At 63.3% G+C, this 16437-nt stretch carries 14 protein-coding genes; 12 read left to right on the top strand and 2 right to left on the bottom strand.

Annotation, left to right across the window (positions count from 1 at the left end; all coding sequences use genetic code 11):
• Window positions 1–33 precede the first annotated feature (33 nt).
• The 3 genes from ACTJLB_RS31370 (at window position 34) to ACTJLB_RS31360 (ending at window position 4145) form a co-directional block, all read left to right on the top strand.
• Window positions 34–357 carry a rhodanese-like domain-containing protein gene (locus tag ACTJLB_RS31370; RefSeq protein ID WP_088172974.1) on the top strand — a complete coding sequence of 108 codons (324 nt, stop codon included), beginning with the start codon at window positions 34–36 and terminating at the stop codon, window positions 355–357.
• A gap of 11 nt (window positions 358–368) precedes the next feature.
• Complete coding sequence (locus tag ACTJLB_RS31365) at window positions 369–1919, top strand: TolC family outer membrane protein (RefSeq protein WP_408423633.1); 1551 nt, start codon at window positions 369–371, stop codon at window positions 1917–1919.
• A gap of 270 nt (window positions 1920–2189) precedes the next feature.
• Window positions 2190–4145, top strand: a complete 1956-nt coding sequence (locus ACTJLB_RS31360) for a phosphatase PAP2 family protein (protein WP_440785573.1) — start codon at window positions 2190–2192, stop codon at window positions 4143–4145.
• A gap of 73 nt (window positions 4146–4218) precedes the next feature.
• On the opposite strand, the gene ACTJLB_RS31355 is transcribed toward ACTJLB_RS31360, so the two are convergent.
• Window positions 4219–5055 (bottom strand): alpha/beta fold hydrolase, encoded by an 837-nt coding sequence (locus ACTJLB_RS31355; RefSeq protein WP_204520370.1) that lies wholly within the window; start codon window positions 5053–5055, stop codon window positions 4219–4221.
• A 315-nt stretch (window positions 5056–5370) separates the two neighbouring features.
• Between ACTJLB_RS31355 and ACTJLB_RS31350 the strand changes: the two genes are divergently transcribed.
• The 3 genes from ACTJLB_RS31350 to ACTJLB_RS31340 all read left to right on the top strand — a co-directional run bounded on the left by ACTJLB_RS31350 (window position 5371) and on the right by ACTJLB_RS31340 (window position 7205).
• A complete protein-coding gene (locus ACTJLB_RS31350) occupies window positions 5371–5868 on the top strand; it encodes a DUF2844 domain-containing protein (RefSeq protein ID WP_440785572.1) in 498 nt (165 codons plus the stop codon).
• Between the two features lie 255 nt (window positions 5869–6123).
• Window positions 6124–7077 carry a DUF3443 family protein gene (locus ACTJLB_RS31345; protein ID WP_440785571.1) on the top strand — a complete coding sequence of 318 codons (954 nt, stop codon included), beginning with the start codon at window positions 6124–6126 and terminating at the stop codon, window positions 7075–7077.
• Window positions 7005–7205 carry a DUF3443 family protein gene (locus tag ACTJLB_RS31340; protein ID WP_440785570.1) on the top strand — a complete coding sequence of 67 codons (201 nt, stop codon included), beginning with the start codon at window positions 7005–7007 and terminating at the stop codon, window positions 7203–7205. Before ACTJLB_RS31345 ends, ACTJLB_RS31340 begins: the two co-directional genes overlap by 73 nt.
• Before the next feature lie 138 nt (window positions 7206–7343).
• On the opposite strand, the gene ACTJLB_RS31335 is transcribed toward ACTJLB_RS31340, so the two are convergent.
• Window positions 7344–8675 (bottom strand): aspartate aminotransferase family protein, encoded by a 1332-nt coding sequence (locus tag ACTJLB_RS31335; protein WP_288823742.1) that lies wholly within the window; start codon window positions 8673–8675, stop codon window positions 7344–7346.
• 405 nt (window positions 8676–9080) lie between these two features.
• Here ACTJLB_RS31335 and urtA point away from each other — a divergent pair, with 405 nt between their 5' ends.
• From urtA to ACTJLB_RS31305, 6 genes are all read left to right on the top strand, one after another.
• Window positions 9081–10379 (top strand): urea ABC transporter substrate-binding protein, encoded by a 1299-nt coding sequence (urtA, locus tag ACTJLB_RS31330; RefSeq protein ID WP_020065123.1) that lies wholly within the window; start codon window positions 9081–9083, stop codon window positions 10377–10379.
• Between the two features lie 346 nt (window positions 10380–10725).
• Complete coding sequence (urtB, locus tag ACTJLB_RS31325; protein WP_440785569.1) at window positions 10726–12381, top strand: urea ABC transporter permease subunit UrtB; 1656 nt, start codon at window positions 10726–10728, stop codon at window positions 12379–12381.
• A gap of 1 nt (window position 12382) precedes the next feature.
• The gene (gene urtC / locus ACTJLB_RS31320; RefSeq protein WP_408188892.1) at window positions 12383–13588 is read left to right on the top strand and encodes an urea ABC transporter permease subunit UrtC; all 1206 of its coding nucleotides are present in this window, start codon (window positions 12383–12385) and stop codon (window positions 13586–13588) included.
• Complete coding sequence (urtD, locus tag ACTJLB_RS31315) at window positions 13585–14448, top strand: urea ABC transporter ATP-binding protein UrtD (RefSeq protein ID WP_087751393.1); 864 nt, start codon at window positions 13585–13587, stop codon at window positions 14446–14448. Before urtC ends, urtD begins: the two co-directional genes overlap by 4 nt.
• 31 nt (window positions 14449–14479) lie before the next feature.
• On the top strand, window positions 14480–15172 hold the full coding sequence (urtE, locus tag ACTJLB_RS31310; RefSeq protein WP_020065119.1) for an urea ABC transporter ATP-binding subunit UrtE: 693 nt from the start codon (window positions 14480–14482) through the stop codon (window positions 15170–15172).
• A 124-nt stretch (window positions 15173–15296) separates the two neighbouring features.
• Window positions 15297–16190, top strand: a complete 894-nt coding sequence (locus ACTJLB_RS31305; protein WP_408170104.1) for an urease accessory protein UreD — start codon at window positions 15297–15299, stop codon at window positions 16188–16190.
• Window positions 16191–16437 lie beyond the last annotated feature (247 nt).

Raw genomic sequence — 16437 nt, 5'->3', positions numbered from 1 at the left:
CGCGCCGCCGTCCTCTGAACGGAAGTCTCGCTGATGCAAAACCTGACCGCTCCCGCACTTGCCGAATGGCTCGCCGACACATCGCGCCCCGCACCCGTGCTGCTCGACGTGCGCGAGCCGTGGGAAATCCAGACGGCGGCGATGGCCGGCATCGTGTCGATTCCCATGCGTGAAATTCCCGCGCGCAGCGAAGAACTCGACGACGACGCGCAGATCGTCTGCATCTGCCACCACGGCGCACGCAGCGCGCAGGTCGCGATGTTCCTCGAATCGCGCGGCCACGCGAACGTCTTCAATTTGCAAGGCGGGATCGACGCATGGTCGCGCCAGGTCGACCCGTCAGTTCCCACTTACTGAGCCCACGGGCAATGAAGCGTCAGCACGCGCCGCTCCTGGCGTCTGCTCTGGCGCTTGCTTGCGCGCTTGCCTGCGTGTTGCACGCGCCGCTCGCGCAAGCAGTCGATCTCTCCCAACTCTACGACGAAGCGCTCTCCAACGACGCGCCTCTGCAAAGCGCGCGCGCCGCGCTCGCCGCCAATAGCGAGGAACTGCCGCTCGCACGCGCGAAGCTGCTGCCGCAAGTCTCGGCGTCGCTCAATGGCAGCCGTCAGAGCACCGACTTCGGCGGCGGCTTTCCGGCGTCGTATGGCAACACCTACGGCTATGTGGTCTCGCTTACGCAGCCACTCATTCATGTGGACAGCTGGTACGGCTATGCGCAAGGCAAACTCGCGGTCGCGTCCGCGCAGGCCTCGTTCGCGCAGGCGCGCCAGGATCTGATCGTGCGCCTTGGCGAGGCGTACTTCGACGCGCTCGCCGCGCAAGACAGCGTTGCCATCGCGCGGTCGCAGAAGGCGTCGATCGCGCAACAACTCGAATCGGCAAAGCGTTCATTCGAAGTGGGCAACACGACGATCACCGACACGAACGAAGCGCAGGCCAAATACGATCAGGCAGTCTCGCAGGAAATCGCCGCGCAGAACGATCTCGCCGTCAAGCTGGCGGCGTTGCAGCAGATCGTCGGGCATCCGGTCGAGCATATCGACGGTCTCGCGGCCGGGGCTCCGCTGCCGCCGCCCGTGCCCGCGGACATCAACCAATGGGTCGATGCGGCGAGCGACGCGAACTATCAGGTCGTACTCAGACAGATCGCGCTCGATAACGCGCAGCGTGAAACGTCGAAGGCGAAAGCCGGCCATCTGCCGACTGTCGATCTGGTTGCGAGCCGCTCGCATAGCAGCCTGGGCGCGGCGGGAGCCGGCAACTTCGGCGGGAATTTCGGCGGCGGCTTCGGCAGCGGCGCGAATACGCCTTCGCCCGGCACGCCTGCGCTGGCAGCTGAACTCGGCAACCTGGGCTCCTCGTACACGAACAGCACGATCGGCGTGCAGGTCACGATTCCGCTTTTCGCAGGCGGCGCCACGCAAAGCCGCGTTCGCCAGACGCTCGCACTCGAAGACCAGGCTGCCGCCGATCTCGACACTGCCCGGCGCAACGCGGCGCTCTCCGCGCGCCAGGCGTTTCTCGGCGTGGTCAGCGGGCTCGCGCAAGTGCGTGCGCTGCAGACTGCCGAGCGCTCCGCGCGCACGTCGCTCGAATCGAATCTGCTTGGCTATCAGGTCGGCGTGCGTATCAACATCGACGTGCTGAACGCGCAAGACCAACTCTTCTCCGCGCGGCGCGACCTGGCAAAGGCGCGTTACGACACGCTGATCAATAGTCTCAAGCTGAAGGCCGCCACTGCGAACCTCACCGATCAGGACGTCTTGCAGCTGAGCTCGCTGCTATCTCCCGTCGACGATGGCGCATTGACCGCGCTGCCACAAGCGCCCACAGTGCCGCATCCGGGCGCCGCGGCGAAGGGCGCGGCGGGCAAGCTCGGGCGGCGGGGTTTGCCCGGTACGGCCACAACGCAGTAGCCGCTGCTGCAGTTCAAAGCCGGGCTGATCCGCGGACTGATTCCCGGACTGTACCGTTCACCCAGCATATAAATCGCTCGCGCTTTCGCGACGACTATCCACGCATCTTCCTGCAGAACGGGACCCAACTGGGCGGCCTCACTCTCGCACTTGTCGTCGCGTGCGGCCGCTTTGAACCCTCTCCCATCTTTCTGAATGTCATCGGGGCTTAACTTGAGTTACTCAAGATCCGTTCCCATTCGATCTCTCACAACCGACATCAGGAAGCCTATGTTGTTCCAACCACCCGCACGCCGCCCGTTATCGGCTTTCGTTGCTTTATGCACCCTGCTCGCGCTGGGCGCGTGCGGCAGCAGTGACGACCTCCAGAGCAGTGCGGCCGTCGCGCCCGCCCCGCCGGCGGATCCTGGATTTGTGGACAGTGCCTCCATTCCTCCCGTGCCGGCATTCGTCGACAATGCCGCATCCAATCAAAGAAACGACGCGCACTTCGCGACCCTCGATACGAATGCCGGCGTACGTGTGGTCGCGCGCTTCCTCGACCTGTGGCAGCCGTCGACGATGATTGTCGACGCCGGAGCGTCCGCGCCTGCAGTCGACGGTTTCCCCGCCGTGGTTGCCTCCACATGCTCGGGTCTCATCAACTCAGGCACAGCGTGCGGCACGGTCCTCAATGCGGCCGTGTTGAATCAGAACACGCAGTTCGTCGTCAACGAGACGGTCTCGCGCACCCAGGCGCAAGCGGACGCAGCGTATTTCGACGACCGCCGCAACAAGGGATACAGCGTGACAGACGGTATGGGACCGTTGACCGGCGCATGGCTCGGCCTCACGCAGCAGACCACCACTATCACCTCGATTCCCGCGAATGCGACCACCACGCTGTACAACGACGCAGGCAACAACACGGGCGTTGGCCGTCCGGCCAATGCCGCGTTCGGCACCGTAGTGGACTTTGTCAACGCAATGAGCACGAACGGTTCGACGGAACCGGCGAAGCGCTTCTACAAATACGCGAGGCCGTACCGCTGGAGCAGTTCGGTGGTGGTCGTGCCGACACTCGTGCCGGCCGAAAGCACGACGCCCGCCACCGATGGCGGCTTCATCAGCGGCCATACGGCGGAGGCAATGCGCGACTCGATGGCCATGGCTTACGTGGTCCCGCAGCGCTTCCAGGAAATGATGAGTCGTGCGATGGAACTCGGCGAAAACCGTATCGTCGCAGGCATGCATTCGCCGCTCGACGTGACAGGTGGACGTATGCAGGGCCTGGCGGTTGTGGCTGCCAATCTGTATAACCCGGCCAACGCGTCTTTGAAGGCCGCCGCCTACGCGCAGGCCCAAAGCGCTTTGATGACGCAAACCAGCACGACGAACAACACGTTCAACGCGTTCGCGCATTCGGGCACGACCGCGACGGACCGTTTCGCCGACTACACGGCCAACCGGTCGGACTACTTGCGCCGGATGACATTCGGCTTCGCGCAAATCGAAGCGACCGACGCAGCGCCGGTGGTTCCGAAGGGTGCGGAACTGCTGCTGGAAACCCGCTTTCCGTACCTCAGCGCGGATCAACGCCGGGTCGTGCTGAAGACGACAGAACTTCCGTCGGGGTATCCCGTCATGGACGATGCCGAGGGATGGGGCCGCCTGAACATGTTCGCAGCCGCGGACGGCTACGGCGCGTTCAACGGCAATGTGATCGTCTCGATGGACGCGACACAAGGCGGCTTCAACGCGCTCGACACCTGGCGCAACCCGATCTCGGGCGCGGGCAAGCTTACCTTGCAGGGAACCGGCACGCTGAGGCTAGCCGGGGCCAACACGTACTCGGGTGGCTCGCAGATTGCAGGCGGCACGCTCGAAGCCGACTCTGCGTCCGCGCTTGGAACAGGTGACGTGTATCTAGGTGCGGGCTCGCTGGTCGTCAATGCGCCCGGTGTGGTTTCGGTCGTCGGCAAATTCACGCAGCTTGCGAATACGACGCTGGAGCTCAATCTCGGCGCCAACGGACAAGGCTCGATGAAGGTCGGCGCTCAGACCACGGTTCTCGGCGGAACGCTGCATGTGAAGTTCGTCGATGGCTTCAAACCCAAGGCGGGCGATACGATCACTGTGATCAGCGGCAATGGTTCGAACGTGAAGTTCTCCGCTGTTTCCGTTGACGGCTTCAAAGCCACGCCGGTCTACTCATCAACCGGCGTTCAGGTTCATCTCGATTCGTAACCAAGGCGGCAAGGCTCCCCGCCTTCGCTACATCGGCAGCGAGTCCGCTCTACGCGGACTCGCTGCCTTGCATTTACCCCTGAATGAACGCCAGCAGATCAGCGTTGAGCACATCTGCGTTCAACGTCAACATGCCGTGTGGGAAGCCCGGATACGTCTTCAATGTTCCGTTCTTCAACAGCTTGATCGACTTCAGCGCCGCATCGGCAAACGGCACGATCTGGTCGTCTTCGCCGTGCAGCACGAGAGTCGGCACGCTGATCGAGCGAAGGTCTTCGGTCTGGTCCGTTTCCGAGAAGGCCTTGATGCCTTCGTAGTGCGCCTTGGCGCTGCCCATCATGCCCTGACGCCACCAGTTCTGGATCACGCCTTGATGGACCGTCGCGCCCGGACGATTGAAGCCGTAGAACGGTCCCGCCGGAACGTCGACGAAGAACTGCGCGCGGTTGTCGGCAAGCGCCTTGCGAAAGCCGTCGAAGACTTCAAGCGGCAGACCTTCCGGGTTTGCTTCGGTCTTGAGCATCAGCGGCGGCACGGCGCTCACCAGCACCGCCTTCGCGACGCGGCCAGCCGGTTCGCCGTGCTTCGCCACATAACGAGCCACCTCGCCGCCGCCAGTCGAATGGCCGATATGCACGGCGTTGCGCAGATCGAGCGCTTCGACCACCGCGAACGCGTCGGCGGCGTAGTGGTCCATGTCGTGTCCGTCGGAGACTTGCGACGAGCGGCCGTGGCCGCGCCGGTCGTGAGCGATCACGCGGAAGCCCTTCTGAACGAAGAACAGCATCTGCGTATCCCAGTCGTCGGAAGACAACGGCCAGCCGTGATGGAACACGATCGGCTGCGCGTCCTTCGGACCCCAGTCTTTGTAGAAAATTTCGACATTGTCTTTCGTTGTCACGTACGGCATGGTCGTTTCTCCTGTTTCACGTTTTGAGCAATAGCCGACTGGATGATCCGGCGCGAGTGTTACGAAAGCCACCATGGTGGCAACAAACTGCAGAGCGAATCTGACAACGCGCTGAAAGGAGAATACTGACACGCGCCGCGTTATGGAAGCGCGATGAAAAGAACTGATCGTTGCGCCGCTGCCATCAATCGCCTCTTGGCACGCTTACTCTCATCGCAATTAATTGCGCCGCTTCGTCCACCCGATTGAGAAATTTCGCAGGGTTTCCCGAATACCAGACAGGCACCATGCTCGGTCCATTTCGGGAGCCGTGTGATGAGACTCATGAAGATAGCGATGCTGGCCGCAACCGTGTTGCCGTTGTCGTCGTACGCCGCGCTGGGCGGCCCGCCGGTCACGGGAGCGTCCATGCCGCTCATGCTGCGCGCCGCCACGCCGCAGTCCGCTCCGGCGTCCGCTCCGCCGTCCGCAAGCAGCCAGCCGGCCGGCGGGCTCGTTAGCGCGGCGCCCTACTCGGTGCGTCAGTCGATCGACGCGAACGGCGTCACGATCCGCGAATACGTGTTGAGCGCCAACGTCGTGTTCGCCGTGACCTGGGACGGCCCGGTGCGCCCGAACATGCGCGCGCTGCTCGGCAGCTACTTCGCGAACTACGTTGCATCCGGACAAAGCGGCGTGCGCGGCTCCGGTCCTCTGATCGAAGGCAACGACGACTTCCGCATCGAATCCGCAGGCCGCCTCGGGCGCTTCTTCGGCATGGCCTGGGTGCCGCGTCTGATGCCCGCGGGCGTGCGTCCGGGCGATCTCGAATAACAGCCATGCGCTTCCCGGGAAAACACATGAATACATTGAAAAAGGCGCTGTCGCTCGCGGCGGTCATCGGCGTTCTGGCGCTTGCCGCTTGCGGCGGCGGGGGCGGCGGCTCGGCGACTCAGGGCGACAATTCGGCCAGCTGGAACGCCACACCGCAATGGACACCGCACGGGTCCGGCGCCTCCGGCGGTTCGGGGGAACTCGTCGCCGCCCGCTACAGGCGACAGCACGGTCACGATCCGCGTCGACAATACGATGGGCGGCGTCAACCTGCTCAAGGCCTCGATCAGGCTATGCGTGCCGGGCACCCAGAACGCGCCGCAATGCGTGACCGTCGACAACATGCTGGTCGACACCGGCTCTACCGGCGTGCGGATTGCGGCGCGCGCCATTCCCACACTGGCCCCGCTGCTGCTCACGCAAGTCGGCGCAGTCGACGACATAAGCGGCTCCGCCCCCATCGTCGAATGCATGCCGTTCGCCTCCGGCTATACGTGGGGCTCGGTCAAACGCGCCGACATTACGATCGGCAGCAAGACAGCGAGCAACCTTCCAATCCAGGTGTACGCGGACAACGCATTCGCCGCCCCCGACGACTGCACGAACTACGGTACTGACCTGGGCAGCGGCGCCTTCGCCGGCATTAACGGTATTCTCGGCGTCGACAGTTTCGCTACAGACTCGGCCGACGCGGTCACTACCGCGATTCCTGGCAATTACTACTACTGCCCGTCGCAGAACTCGTGCGTTAGCACACGCATGCTAGCCGGCAAGGAAGTGAAGAACCCCGTGGCCGCATTCGCCACGGACAACAACGGCACGATCATCCGCCTGCCCGCTGTGCCGGCCGGCGGCCAGACGAGCGTCACGGGGCAACTGGTATTCGGCATCGGTACGCAGCAGAACAACGCCTTGCCGCCGAGCGCGACCGTGCTCGCCATCGACAAATACGGCGCTTTCACGACGCAGTATCGCGGCAAAGTCTTTACCCGCAGCGTGATCGACAGCGGCACTAATGCGTATGCCTTCCCCGACGACACCATCGCGACGAGCGTGGACGGCTGGTACACGCCTGCCTCACCGCTGAATATGAGCGCAACAATGGAGGCCACCAACGGCACAGGCAAGCCGCTCGTATGCCGTTCTCCATTGCCGATACGAGCAACCTGCGGTTGTCCGGCTACTACGCTCTCAGCAACGTCGGCGTGAACTTCGCGTACAGCGGGAAAAACAGCATGTTCCTGTGGGGGCTGCCGTTTTTCTATGGCCGGGACGTCTACACAGTAATGGGGAACGCGAAGGTGGGTAACCAGAGCGGACCGTTCGTCGCGTTCTAGCGTACTGGTGCAAAACACGCGCAATGAATGAGGCCGGCGCGGCACGCGCTGGCCTCATTCAAACGCCTGATGCAAAGACCTGATGCAACCCCTACGGCAAACTCCTAAAGTCAGCGCATAAAGCCATCGCCCGAAGCTTCAATCCGTCTCCCTCAACACCTCGGCCACCGTCGTAAAGATCTCGTCGATCTGAGCCTCTTCGATAATGAGCGGCGGCGAGAACGCGAGAATGTCGCCGGTATAGCGTGTCAATACGCCCTTCTGGAAACATCGCACGAACACGTCGTAAGCGCGTGTGCCAGGCGCGCCGTCGCGCGACGCAAGCTCGACGCCGCCCACCAGCCCGAGATTGCGAACGTCGATAACATGCCGTTCACCACGCAGCTTATGAATCGCGCGTTCGAAAAGCGGGGCCATACGCGCGGCCCGATCGAACAACTGCTCGCGCTCGTAGAGATCGATCGTCGCGCATGCCGCCGCAGCCGCAATCGGATGTCCCGAGTACGTATAGCCATGAAAGAGCTCGATGCCGCCTGGCGCGCCGTTCACGATCGAGTCGTGAATCTGGCCGCTTGCGGCCACCGCGCCCATCGGAGCGGCCGCGTTGTTGGTGCCCTTCGCCATCGTCAGCAGGTCGGGCGTGACGCCGAAGTACTGCGCGGCGAACGGCGCGCCGAGGCGGCCCCAACCGGTGATGACTTCGTCGAAGATCAGCAGAATGCCGTGCTTGTCGCAGATCTCGCGCAACCGTTGAAGATAACCTTGCGGCGGAATCAGCACGCCTGTCGATCCGGCCACCGGCTCGACGATCACCGCCGCAACCGTCGACGCATCGTGCAGCGCGACGATCCGCTCGAGTTCGTCGGCGAGATGCGCGCCCCACGCCGGTTGGCCCTTCGAATAAGCGGCCTCTTTGATGTTCAGCGTATGCGGCAAATGATCGATCGACGGCAGCAGCGCGCCTGAAAACGCCTTGCGATTGGGCGCAATCCCGCCCACGGAAATACCGCCGAAGCCGACGCCGTGATAGCCGCGCTCGCGTCCGATGAAGCGGGTGCGTTGTCCCTCGCCACGCGAGCGGTAATAGGCAAGCGCGATCTTCAGCGCGGTGTCGACTGCTTCCGAGCCTGAGTTCACGAAGAAGATGTGCTTCAGATCGCCCGGCGTGTGTCGCGCGATTTTCGTCGCGGCCTCGAATGCTTTCGGGTGGCCCATCTGGAACGTGGGCGCGAAATCCATCTCAGCAGCCTGAGCCTGCACGGCGGCCACGATTTCATCGCGGCAGTGCCCTGCGTTCACGCACCACAGGCCCGCGGTGCCGTCGAGAATGCGCCGCCCATCATGCGAGGTGTAGTACATGCCCTTCGCGCTCGCGAGCAGACGCGGCGCGCTCTTGAACTGGCGATTGGCGGTGAAGGGCATCCAGAACGCGGACATATCGGGTTGATTGGCGCCGGCGGATTCAGTCATCTCATATCTCCATGCAGAACTGTCGACGGGAATTAGCGCTTCAGCGCTTAGTCCCGTCCCATGCAAAGGCCAGTAAGCGGTCTTTCAGTGTAGGCACAACACAGCGCATGCACAAAGCAGCGGCGCATGTGCACCGCCAAAGCCCGCTGGCCGATCGTCACGCTTCGTCGCGGCGCGGCGCGCACCTGAACGAGGCGCGTCGAAGCCATGTGCACCAGATTCGTACGCCAAGCAGCATAAGCCCGCTCGCGTGGAGGCGCGCCGCAGCGCGCGAAGCCGCAGAGCGCCCCGCATTCCTCACATGGCATGTGCCTTGCAGTACACGAGCGGCAAGTCATGCGGGGCAAGCCCCGTGGCTGAAATCGACGCCCATAAACATTCATCATCAATGGCAAGGGGATACACATGAAACGTCGCAGTCTGTTGAAGTTCGGCTCCATGTCCGGCGCGCTCGCGCTTGCAGGTCGCGCGCCGTTCGCGCACGCACAGTCCGCGAGCGGCCCGATCAAGGTGGGCATCCTGCATTCCCTGTCCGGCACGATGGCGATCTCCGAGACATCGCTGAAAGACACCGCGCTGATGACGATCGCTGACATCAACAAGAACGGCGGCGTGATGGGCCGTCAGCTTCAGCCGGTGGTGGTCGACCCCGCTTCCAACTGGCCGCTCTTCGCCGAAAAAGCGCGTCAATTGATCACGCAGGAAAAGTGCGCGGTGGTGTTCGGCTGCTGGACGTCGGTGTCGCGCAAGTCGGTGCTGCCGGTGTTCGAGGAACTCAACGGGCTGCTCTTCTACCCGGTCCAGTACGAAGGCGAAGAGATGTCGCGCAACGTGTTTTACACGGGCGCCGCGCCGAACCAGCAGGCGATCCCTGCAACCGAATATCTGATGAGCGCGGAAGGCGGCGGCGCAAAGCGCTTCTTCCTGCTCGGCACCGACTACGTGTATCCGCGCACGACCAACAAGATCCTGCGCGCGTTCCTGAAGTCGAAGGGCGTGCAGGAGGCCGACATCCAGGAGGTCTATACGCCGTTCGGCCACAGCGACTACCAGACCATCGTCGCGAACATCAAGACCTTCTCGCAAGGCGGCAAGACGGCCGTGATCTCGACGGTGAACGGCGACTCCAACGTGCCGTTCTATAAGGAACTCGGCAACCAGGGGCTGAAGGCTTCCGATGTGCCGGTCGTAGCGTTCTCGGTCGGCGAGGAAGAACTGCGCGGCATCGACACGAAGCCGCTGGTGGGCAACCTCGCGGCATGGAACTACTTCATGTCCGTGCGCAACCCGGCCAACGAGAAATTCAAGAAACAATGGGCCGCGTGGGTCAAGGAGAACAATCTGCCTGGCGGCACCAAGCGCGTGACGAACGACCCGATGGAAGCGACTTTCGTCGGCATCCACATGTGGAAGCAGGCTGTCGAGAAGGCGAAGAGCACCGAAGTCGACAAGGTGCGCGTGGCGATGATCGGCCAGCAGTTCGCAGCGCCGTCGGGCTTCACGCTCGAAATGGACGGCAACCACCATCTGCACAAGCCGGTGATGATCGGCGAAGTGCGCGCAGACGGTCAGTTCAACGTGGTGTGGCGCACCAAGACCGCGGTTCGCGCGCAGCCGTGGAGCCCGTTCATCGCAGGCAATGCAGGCAAGCCGGATGTGGTCAGCTCGATCCCGGCGTTTCTGAAGCGCTCGCGGGTCGCTTAACGGCATCGCGTATGACGGCGGCTCGAGTGGCCGCCGTCATGTGTCGAGGCGAACTCGGGCGAACTCGGGCGAATTCCAGGTGAACTCCCGGCGACCGTTACCGTGTTCCGGCACGCGCAACGAGTTCGCCGCGAATCCGGCATGCGCAGCAATCGCAATCGAAACTCACGCGCGCCTGGCGAGCGATCACGGCCGTCATGCTTGCGACCCGTTCCGCTCGACACTGCCCCATGCGATTCGGCGGCTGAACGTAGCCGTGCAGCGTGCGGCACAACACCGGCCCGCATTCAACCGGCGCGATGCGAGCTTTGCAAAGCGCGTCGCCGGTCATTCTTCAAAGGCCATCATGGCGTTTTCATTCCTCACTTTTGCACAGCGGTTCGCGCGACGCAGCGTCAACAGCACCGCTCTTGCGTTGCTCACGTTGGTTGCGTTGGGCTCGCTGACGCCGCATGCCGCGTTTGCGTTGACCGCGGCCGATGTCGCGCCGCTCGCCGCCGACGACTTCGACGCGAAGTCCGCAGCCATCGACAAACTCATCGCCAATCACGACAAGGAGTCGGTCGCGGTGCTGAAGGCGTTGTCCGAAGACGGCGTGCTCGCCACCGACTCAGGCGCCGTGCTGCTGCAGGACGGCGACGCGACGCGCGATGCCGTCACCGGCAAGACCGTCGCCGCAAGCGACGCACAACCCGTCACGTTGAATAATCTGCTGCGCTCGAAAGTGGCGGGCGCGCTCTCGGGCTTACAGCTCGACTCGCCCGATAAAGCGACGCGCGAGCAAGCCATCAACGCGCTGCTGAAAAACCCTGACTCGTCGATCAAGCCGCTCGTCGACACGGCCCGCGCAAAAGAAACCGACCCGGCACTGAAGAAGCGCCTCGACACGCTGTGGGCAATGACCGCGCTGCATGACGCCGACGCGGCTAAACGTCTCGAAGCGGTGAAGCTCGTCGCCGCGCGGCACGACCTCGACATGAACGAACTGCTGCGACCGCTCGTCGCGAAAAAGCCCGACGGCACATTCGCGGAAGCCGACGCTCGCGTGCGGGCCGCGGCGCAAAGCGGTATCGACGAACTCGACGCAATCCAGCGCCGCGGCGAAATCGCCGGCACGCTGTTCGCGGGTCTGTCGCTCGGCAGCGTGCTGCTGCTCGCTGCACTCGGACTCGCCATCACGTATGGCCTGATCGGCGTCATCAACATGGCGCACGGCGAATTCCTCATGATCGGCGCCTACGCCACGTATGTCGTGCAGAACCTCTTTCAGCGCTTCGCACCGGGCGGCTTCGACTGGTATCCGCTCGTCGCGGTGCCCGCGTCGTTCGTTGCGGCGGCACTCGTCGGCATCGTGATCGAGCGGCTCGTGCTCAAGCATCTGTATGGCCGTCCGCTCGAAACGCTGCTGACCACCTTCGGCATCAGCCTGATCCTGATTCAGGCGACGCGGATGCTGTTCGGCGCGCAGAACGTGCAGGTCGTCAATCCTTCGTGGATGAGCGGCGGCGTGACCGTCATGGCGAACCTGATCCTGCCGTACAACCGGCTCGCGATTCTCGCGTTTTCGCTGATCGTCGTCGGCATTGCATGGGCCGTGTTGACGAAGACCCGCCTCGGACTCTTCGTGCGCGCCGTCACGCAGAACCGCCGCATGGCTGCATGCGTCGGCGTGAAGACCGCACGGGTCGACTCGTATGCGTTCGCGTTCGGCGCGGGCATTGCGGGACTCGGCGGCTGCGCGTTATCGCAGATCGGCAATGTCGGGCCCGACCTCGGGCAAAGCTACATCATCGATTCGTTCATGGCGGTCGTGCTCGGTGGCGTGGGTCAACTGGCGGGCACGGTGATCGGCGGCTTCGGGCTCGGACTCGTGAGCAAGGCGATCGAGCCGTTCTGGGGCGCCGTGCTCGCGAAGATCGCGGTGCTCGTGCTGATCGTGCTGTTCATCCAGAAGCGTCCGCAGGGCATGTTCGCCCTCAAGGGCCGTAGCGCGGAGGCATGAGATGACATCTGCAACTTCTTCTTCGGCCGCGTCCGGTCATGTCGGTACAGCGGATGGCAACCCGGGCGGCAACTTAGCCGGCCGCGTCGCGCAGTCGGGCTTTGCCCTCGGCTTGCCGCCGCGTCCCGCGCTGCTGTCGCGCCGTGCATGGCTTGCGCTGATCGCGCTGATCGTCGTGTTCGGCCTCGGCGTGCCGTTCGCTACGCTGGTGGTGCCGGAAGCGAGTCCGCTGCATCTGTCCGCTTACGCGACGACCATCACCGGCAAGTTCATGTGCTACGCGATCGCGGCGCTCGCACTCGATCTGGTGTGGGGTTACTGCGGCATTCTGAGTCTCGGACACGCGCTCTTCTTCGCACTGGGCGGCTACGCGATCGGCATGTACCTGATGCGCGCAATCGGCCACGACGGCAAGTACGGCAGCGATCTGCCCGACTTCATGGTGTTCCTCGACTGGCATCAACTGCCGTGGTATTGGCAAGGCACGCAGCATCTCGGCTATGCGCTGCTGCTCGTGGTGCTGGTGCCGGCCGTGGTGGCATGGGTGTTCGGCTTCTTCACGTTCCGCTCGCGAGTGAAGGGCGTCTATCTGTCGATCATCACGCAGGCGATGACGTTCGCTGCCATGCTGCTCTTCTATCGCAATGAGACGGGCTTTGGCGGCAATAACGGCTTCACCGATTTCAAGCGCATCGGCGGCTTTCCAATCACGCATGCCGGTACGCGCACCGCCCTGCTGCTGATCACGTTTGCGGTGCTGATCGTCGCGTTCCTCGGCGCGCGGGCCATCGTCACCTCGAAGCTGGGCCGCGTCGTGACCGCCGTGCGCGACGGCGAAACGCGCCTGATGTTCCTCGGCTACAGCCCGCTCGCGTACAAACTCTTCGTATGGACCGTGTCCGCCGTGTTGTGCGGCATTGCCGGCGCGTTGTACGTGCCACAGGTCGGCATCATCAATCCGGGTGAGATGTCGCCTGGCAATTCGATCGAAATGGCCATCTGGGTGGCCGTCGGTGGACGCGGCACGTTGATTGGGCCGATTGTCGGCGCGTTCGCAGTGAACGGCGCGAAGAGCTTCTTCACGGCAAACTTTCCTGAATACTGGCTGTTCTTCCTCGGTCTGATTTTCGTGCTGGTCCCGCTGTTTCTGCCGAACGGCATCATGGGACTGGTCGAGCTCGTGACGCGCAAGAGGAACCGCTCATGAACGAAAACCCGATGGTTCCCGATCTGGCTTTGCCCGAGCATCCTTCTGAACACGCGTTGAGCGGCGTCGCGAGCATGGGGCACGTTGTCGTTCCCGGCGAGATCGACGTTTCCCACGGCACGATCCTGTATCTCGAAGACGTGACCGTGAGCTTCGACGGCTTTCGTGCGTTGAATGCGCTGACGCTTTCTATCGACGCCGGCGAATTGCGCTGCATCATCGGACCGAACGGCGCGGGCAAGACGACGATGATGGACGTGATCACCGGCAAGACCTCGCCCGATTCGGGCAAGGTGTTTCTCGGCCAGTCTATCGACCTCACGCGGATGAACGAGCCGTCCATTGCACGTGCCGGCATTGGACGCAAGTTCCAGAAGCCGACGGTTTTCGAGCAGCATCCCGTGTGGGAAAACCTCGAACTCGCAATGAAGACCGACAAGGGATGGCTTGCGTCGCTGCGCGCGCGGCTCGATCGCGAAGCGCAAGCACGCATCGAAGAAACGCTCGTGCTGATCGGTCTGGAATCCGAGGCGCGGCGTCTTGCCGGCGAACTGTCGCACGGACAGAAGCAGCGGCTCGAAATCGGCATGTTGCTGATGCAGCAACCGGCGCTGCTGCTACTCGACGAACCTGCCGCGGGCATGACCGATGACGAGACGATGCAGCTGGCAGACCTGCTCAACCATCTGCGAGGCACGTGCTCGATGATGGTCGTCGAACACGACATGGAGTTCGTGAAAGCTCTATCGGGCGATACCGGCAAGGTCACGGTGATGGCCGAAGGGCGCGTGCTCGCGCACGGCACGCTTGACGAAGTGAAACGCGACGAGACGGTGATCGAGTCGTATCTTGGCCGCTGAGCGGACAGGCCAGTCAAAGGGTCGAACGGACATGCTAGAAGTAGAAAACCTGAACCAGTACTACGGCGGCAGCCACATTCTTCGCGATGTGAAGCTCACCGTGCCCGATGGCAAACTCACCGTGCTGCTCGGCCGCAATGGCGTGGGCAAGACGACGTTGCTGCGCTGCCTGATGGGCGTCGTGCAGACGAAGAGCGGCTCGATCGCCTGGCGCGGCGCGCCGATCACGAAGCTGCCCACCTATTCTCGCGTCGAGAAAGGGCTTGCCTACGTGCCGCAAGGACGCGATATTTTTCCGCGGCTCACCGTCGAAGAAAATCTGCTGGTGGGCGCCGCCAGCAAGAAGGCACCGAAGAAGATTCCCGATCGCATCTATGAGTTGTTTCCCGTGCTCAAGGATATGCGCAGCCGTCGCGGCGGCGATCTGTCGGGCGGTCAGCAACAGCAGCTCGCGATCGGCCGCGCGCTAATGAGCGACCCGCAACTGCTGATCCTCGACGAACCCACGGAAGGCATCCAGCCGTCGATCATTCAGGACATTGGGCGCACGCTGCGTCAACTGGTCGAAGAGATGGGCATGACCGTGCTGCTCGTCGAGCAGTATTACGACTTCGCGAAGGACATTGCCGACCGCTATTGGGTGATGAGCCGCGGCGAGATCGTCGCGGGCGGCGAAGGCGCGAACATGGATGCGGATGGCGTGCGTGCGCTGATCGCGGTGTGACGCTCTCGCGTGGGTGAGCGTGCTATGCTCGGCGCGTCTCGGGCCGGGTCCGCATGCCCTTGGCCTTGCGGCTTCTCTTCCTGTACCTTCTTGTACCCAATACGTCGATCGCACGTTCATTCGCATGTCGCTTCACGAAAATCACGCCACGCTCGCTACTGTGCAACCCGAAGCGAAAGCCGAGACGCATGCGCATTGGCGCGCGCGGCTCGAACTTGGGTTCGTCAGGCATGGCGAGCGCAGCGTCCTGCAGCATCGGCTGCACGATGGTCCGCTGCGTGTCCAACGGCCGTTGTATCCGGAAGGTCAGGCTGTTTGTCACGCAGTGATCGTGCATCCGCCGGGCGGGATCGCGGGCGGCGATCAACTCGATATAGAAGTCAATGTGGGTGCTCACGCGCATGCTGTCATCACTACGCCCGGCGCGACCAAGTGGTACAAATCCAACGGACGCTCCGCGCGGCAGCATATCGCTGTCCGCGTCGGCGAAGGTGCGAAGCTCGACTGGCTGCCGCAGAACAATATCGTTTTCGATCACGCAAAGGCAGACCTCGACTTCTCGCTGACACTCGACGAAGGCGCAACGGCGATCGGCTGGGATGCGACGCAGCTCGGGCGGCAAGCGGCCGGCGAGCGGTGGTCCGATGGAAGCCTGCGGGCGGTGTCGCGTATCGCGCGGGCTCACGGCGAGCTGTTGTGGCTGGAGCGGGCGAGCCTCGTTGCCGGTGACCCGTTGCGCGACGCGGCTCAGGGGCTTGGAGGCTTTCCTGCGTATGGCACGCTGTGGGCCGTTGGCGCGGCTTGCGACGACGCGCTCGCTGAAGCGCTGACCGCGCAGCTTCCCTTCGACGACTCCGTGCGCGCAGCGGCTTCCTGCGTGACCAGTGGCGTATTGCTCGTGCGCGCCGTGTCGCGATCAATGGAGACGTTGCAGCGCGCGTTGACGCAATGCTGGTTGCAGTTGCGGCCCGTCGTGCATGGCGTCGAGGCGGTGCCTTTGAGAATCTGGACGACGTAGGCGACCTGCGCAAAACCACCACGCCTTAGTCGCACGCGGCAGCGCCGCAGCTTCTTAACCAACCACACCCGCAATCACACCCGCTTTCACCGCGTAAGACAGGTCCGCACCAATTCTAAGCAATCACGAGCCCCTATCTGGTGCATCGTCCGGCAAACCTCCTCAGCAGCCCCGCCGCACCACGATGGCACACACCTTGCGTTGCTAGCGGCCGACGCTGCCGCTTCCTCGCCGCCAGCCGCCTGCC

It is taken from the genome of Paraburkholderia sp. 22098, from assembly GCF_052045935.1.
GTDB classification, from domain to species: Bacteria; Pseudomonadota; Gammaproteobacteria; order Burkholderiales; family Burkholderiaceae; genus Paraburkholderia; species Paraburkholderia caledonica.
The sequence above is the reverse complement of the archived record's forward strand: the minus strand, read 5'-3'. Positions and strand labels throughout refer to the sequence as shown.

Bases quoted from the DNA above. Each gene is read 5' to 3' on its own strand.
- ACTJLB_RS31350 (WP_440785572.1), top strand. From the start codon at position 5,371: ATGAGACTCATGAAGATAGCGATGCTGGCCGCAACCGTGTTGCCGTTG.
- ACTJLB_RS31365 (WP_408423633.1), top strand. From the start codon at position 369: ATGAAGCGTCAGCACGCGCCGCTCCTGGCGTCTGCTCTGGCGCTTGCT.
- urtB (WP_440785569.1), top strand. From the start codon at position 10,726: ATGGCGTTTTCATTCCTCACTTTTGCACAGCGGTTCGCGCGACGCAGC.
- ACTJLB_RS31370 (WP_088172974.1), top strand. From the start codon at position 34: ATGCAAAACCTGACCGCTCCCGCACTTGCCGAATGGCTCGCCGACACA.
- urtD (WP_087751393.1), top strand. From the start codon at position 13,585: ATGAACGAAAACCCGATGGTTCCCGATCTGGCTTTGCCCGAGCATCCT.
- urtC (WP_408188892.1), top strand. From the start codon at position 12,383: ATGACATCTGCAACTTCTTCTTCGGCCGCGTCCGGTCATGTCGGTACA.
- ACTJLB_RS31355 (WP_204520370.1), bottom strand. From the start codon at position 5,055: ATGCCGTACGTGACAACGAAAGACAATGTCGAAATTTTCTACAAAGAC.
- urtA (WP_020065123.1), top strand. From the start codon at position 9,081: ATGAAACGTCGCAGTCTGTTGAAGTTCGGCTCCATGTCCGGCGCGCTC.
- ACTJLB_RS31305 (WP_408170104.1), top strand. From the start codon at position 15,297: ATGTCGCTTCACGAAAATCACGCCACGCTCGCTACTGTGCAACCCGAA.
- ACTJLB_RS31340 (WP_440785570.1), top strand. From the start codon at position 7,005: ATGCCGTTCTCCATTGCCGATACGAGCAACCTGCGGTTGTCCGGCTAC.
- ACTJLB_RS31335 (WP_288823742.1), bottom strand. From the start codon at position 8,675: ATGACTGAATCCGCCGGCGCCAATCAACCCGATATGTCCGCGTTCTGG.
- urtE (WP_020065119.1), top strand. From the start codon at position 14,480: ATGCTAGAAGTAGAAAACCTGAACCAGTACTACGGCGGCAGCCACATT.
- ACTJLB_RS31360 (WP_440785573.1), top strand. From the start codon at position 2,190: ATGTTGTTCCAACCACCCGCACGCCGCCCGTTATCGGCTTTCGTTGCT.
- ACTJLB_RS31345 (WP_440785571.1), top strand. From the start codon at position 6,124: ATGGGCGGCGTCAACCTGCTCAAGGCCTCGATCAGGCTATGCGTGCCG.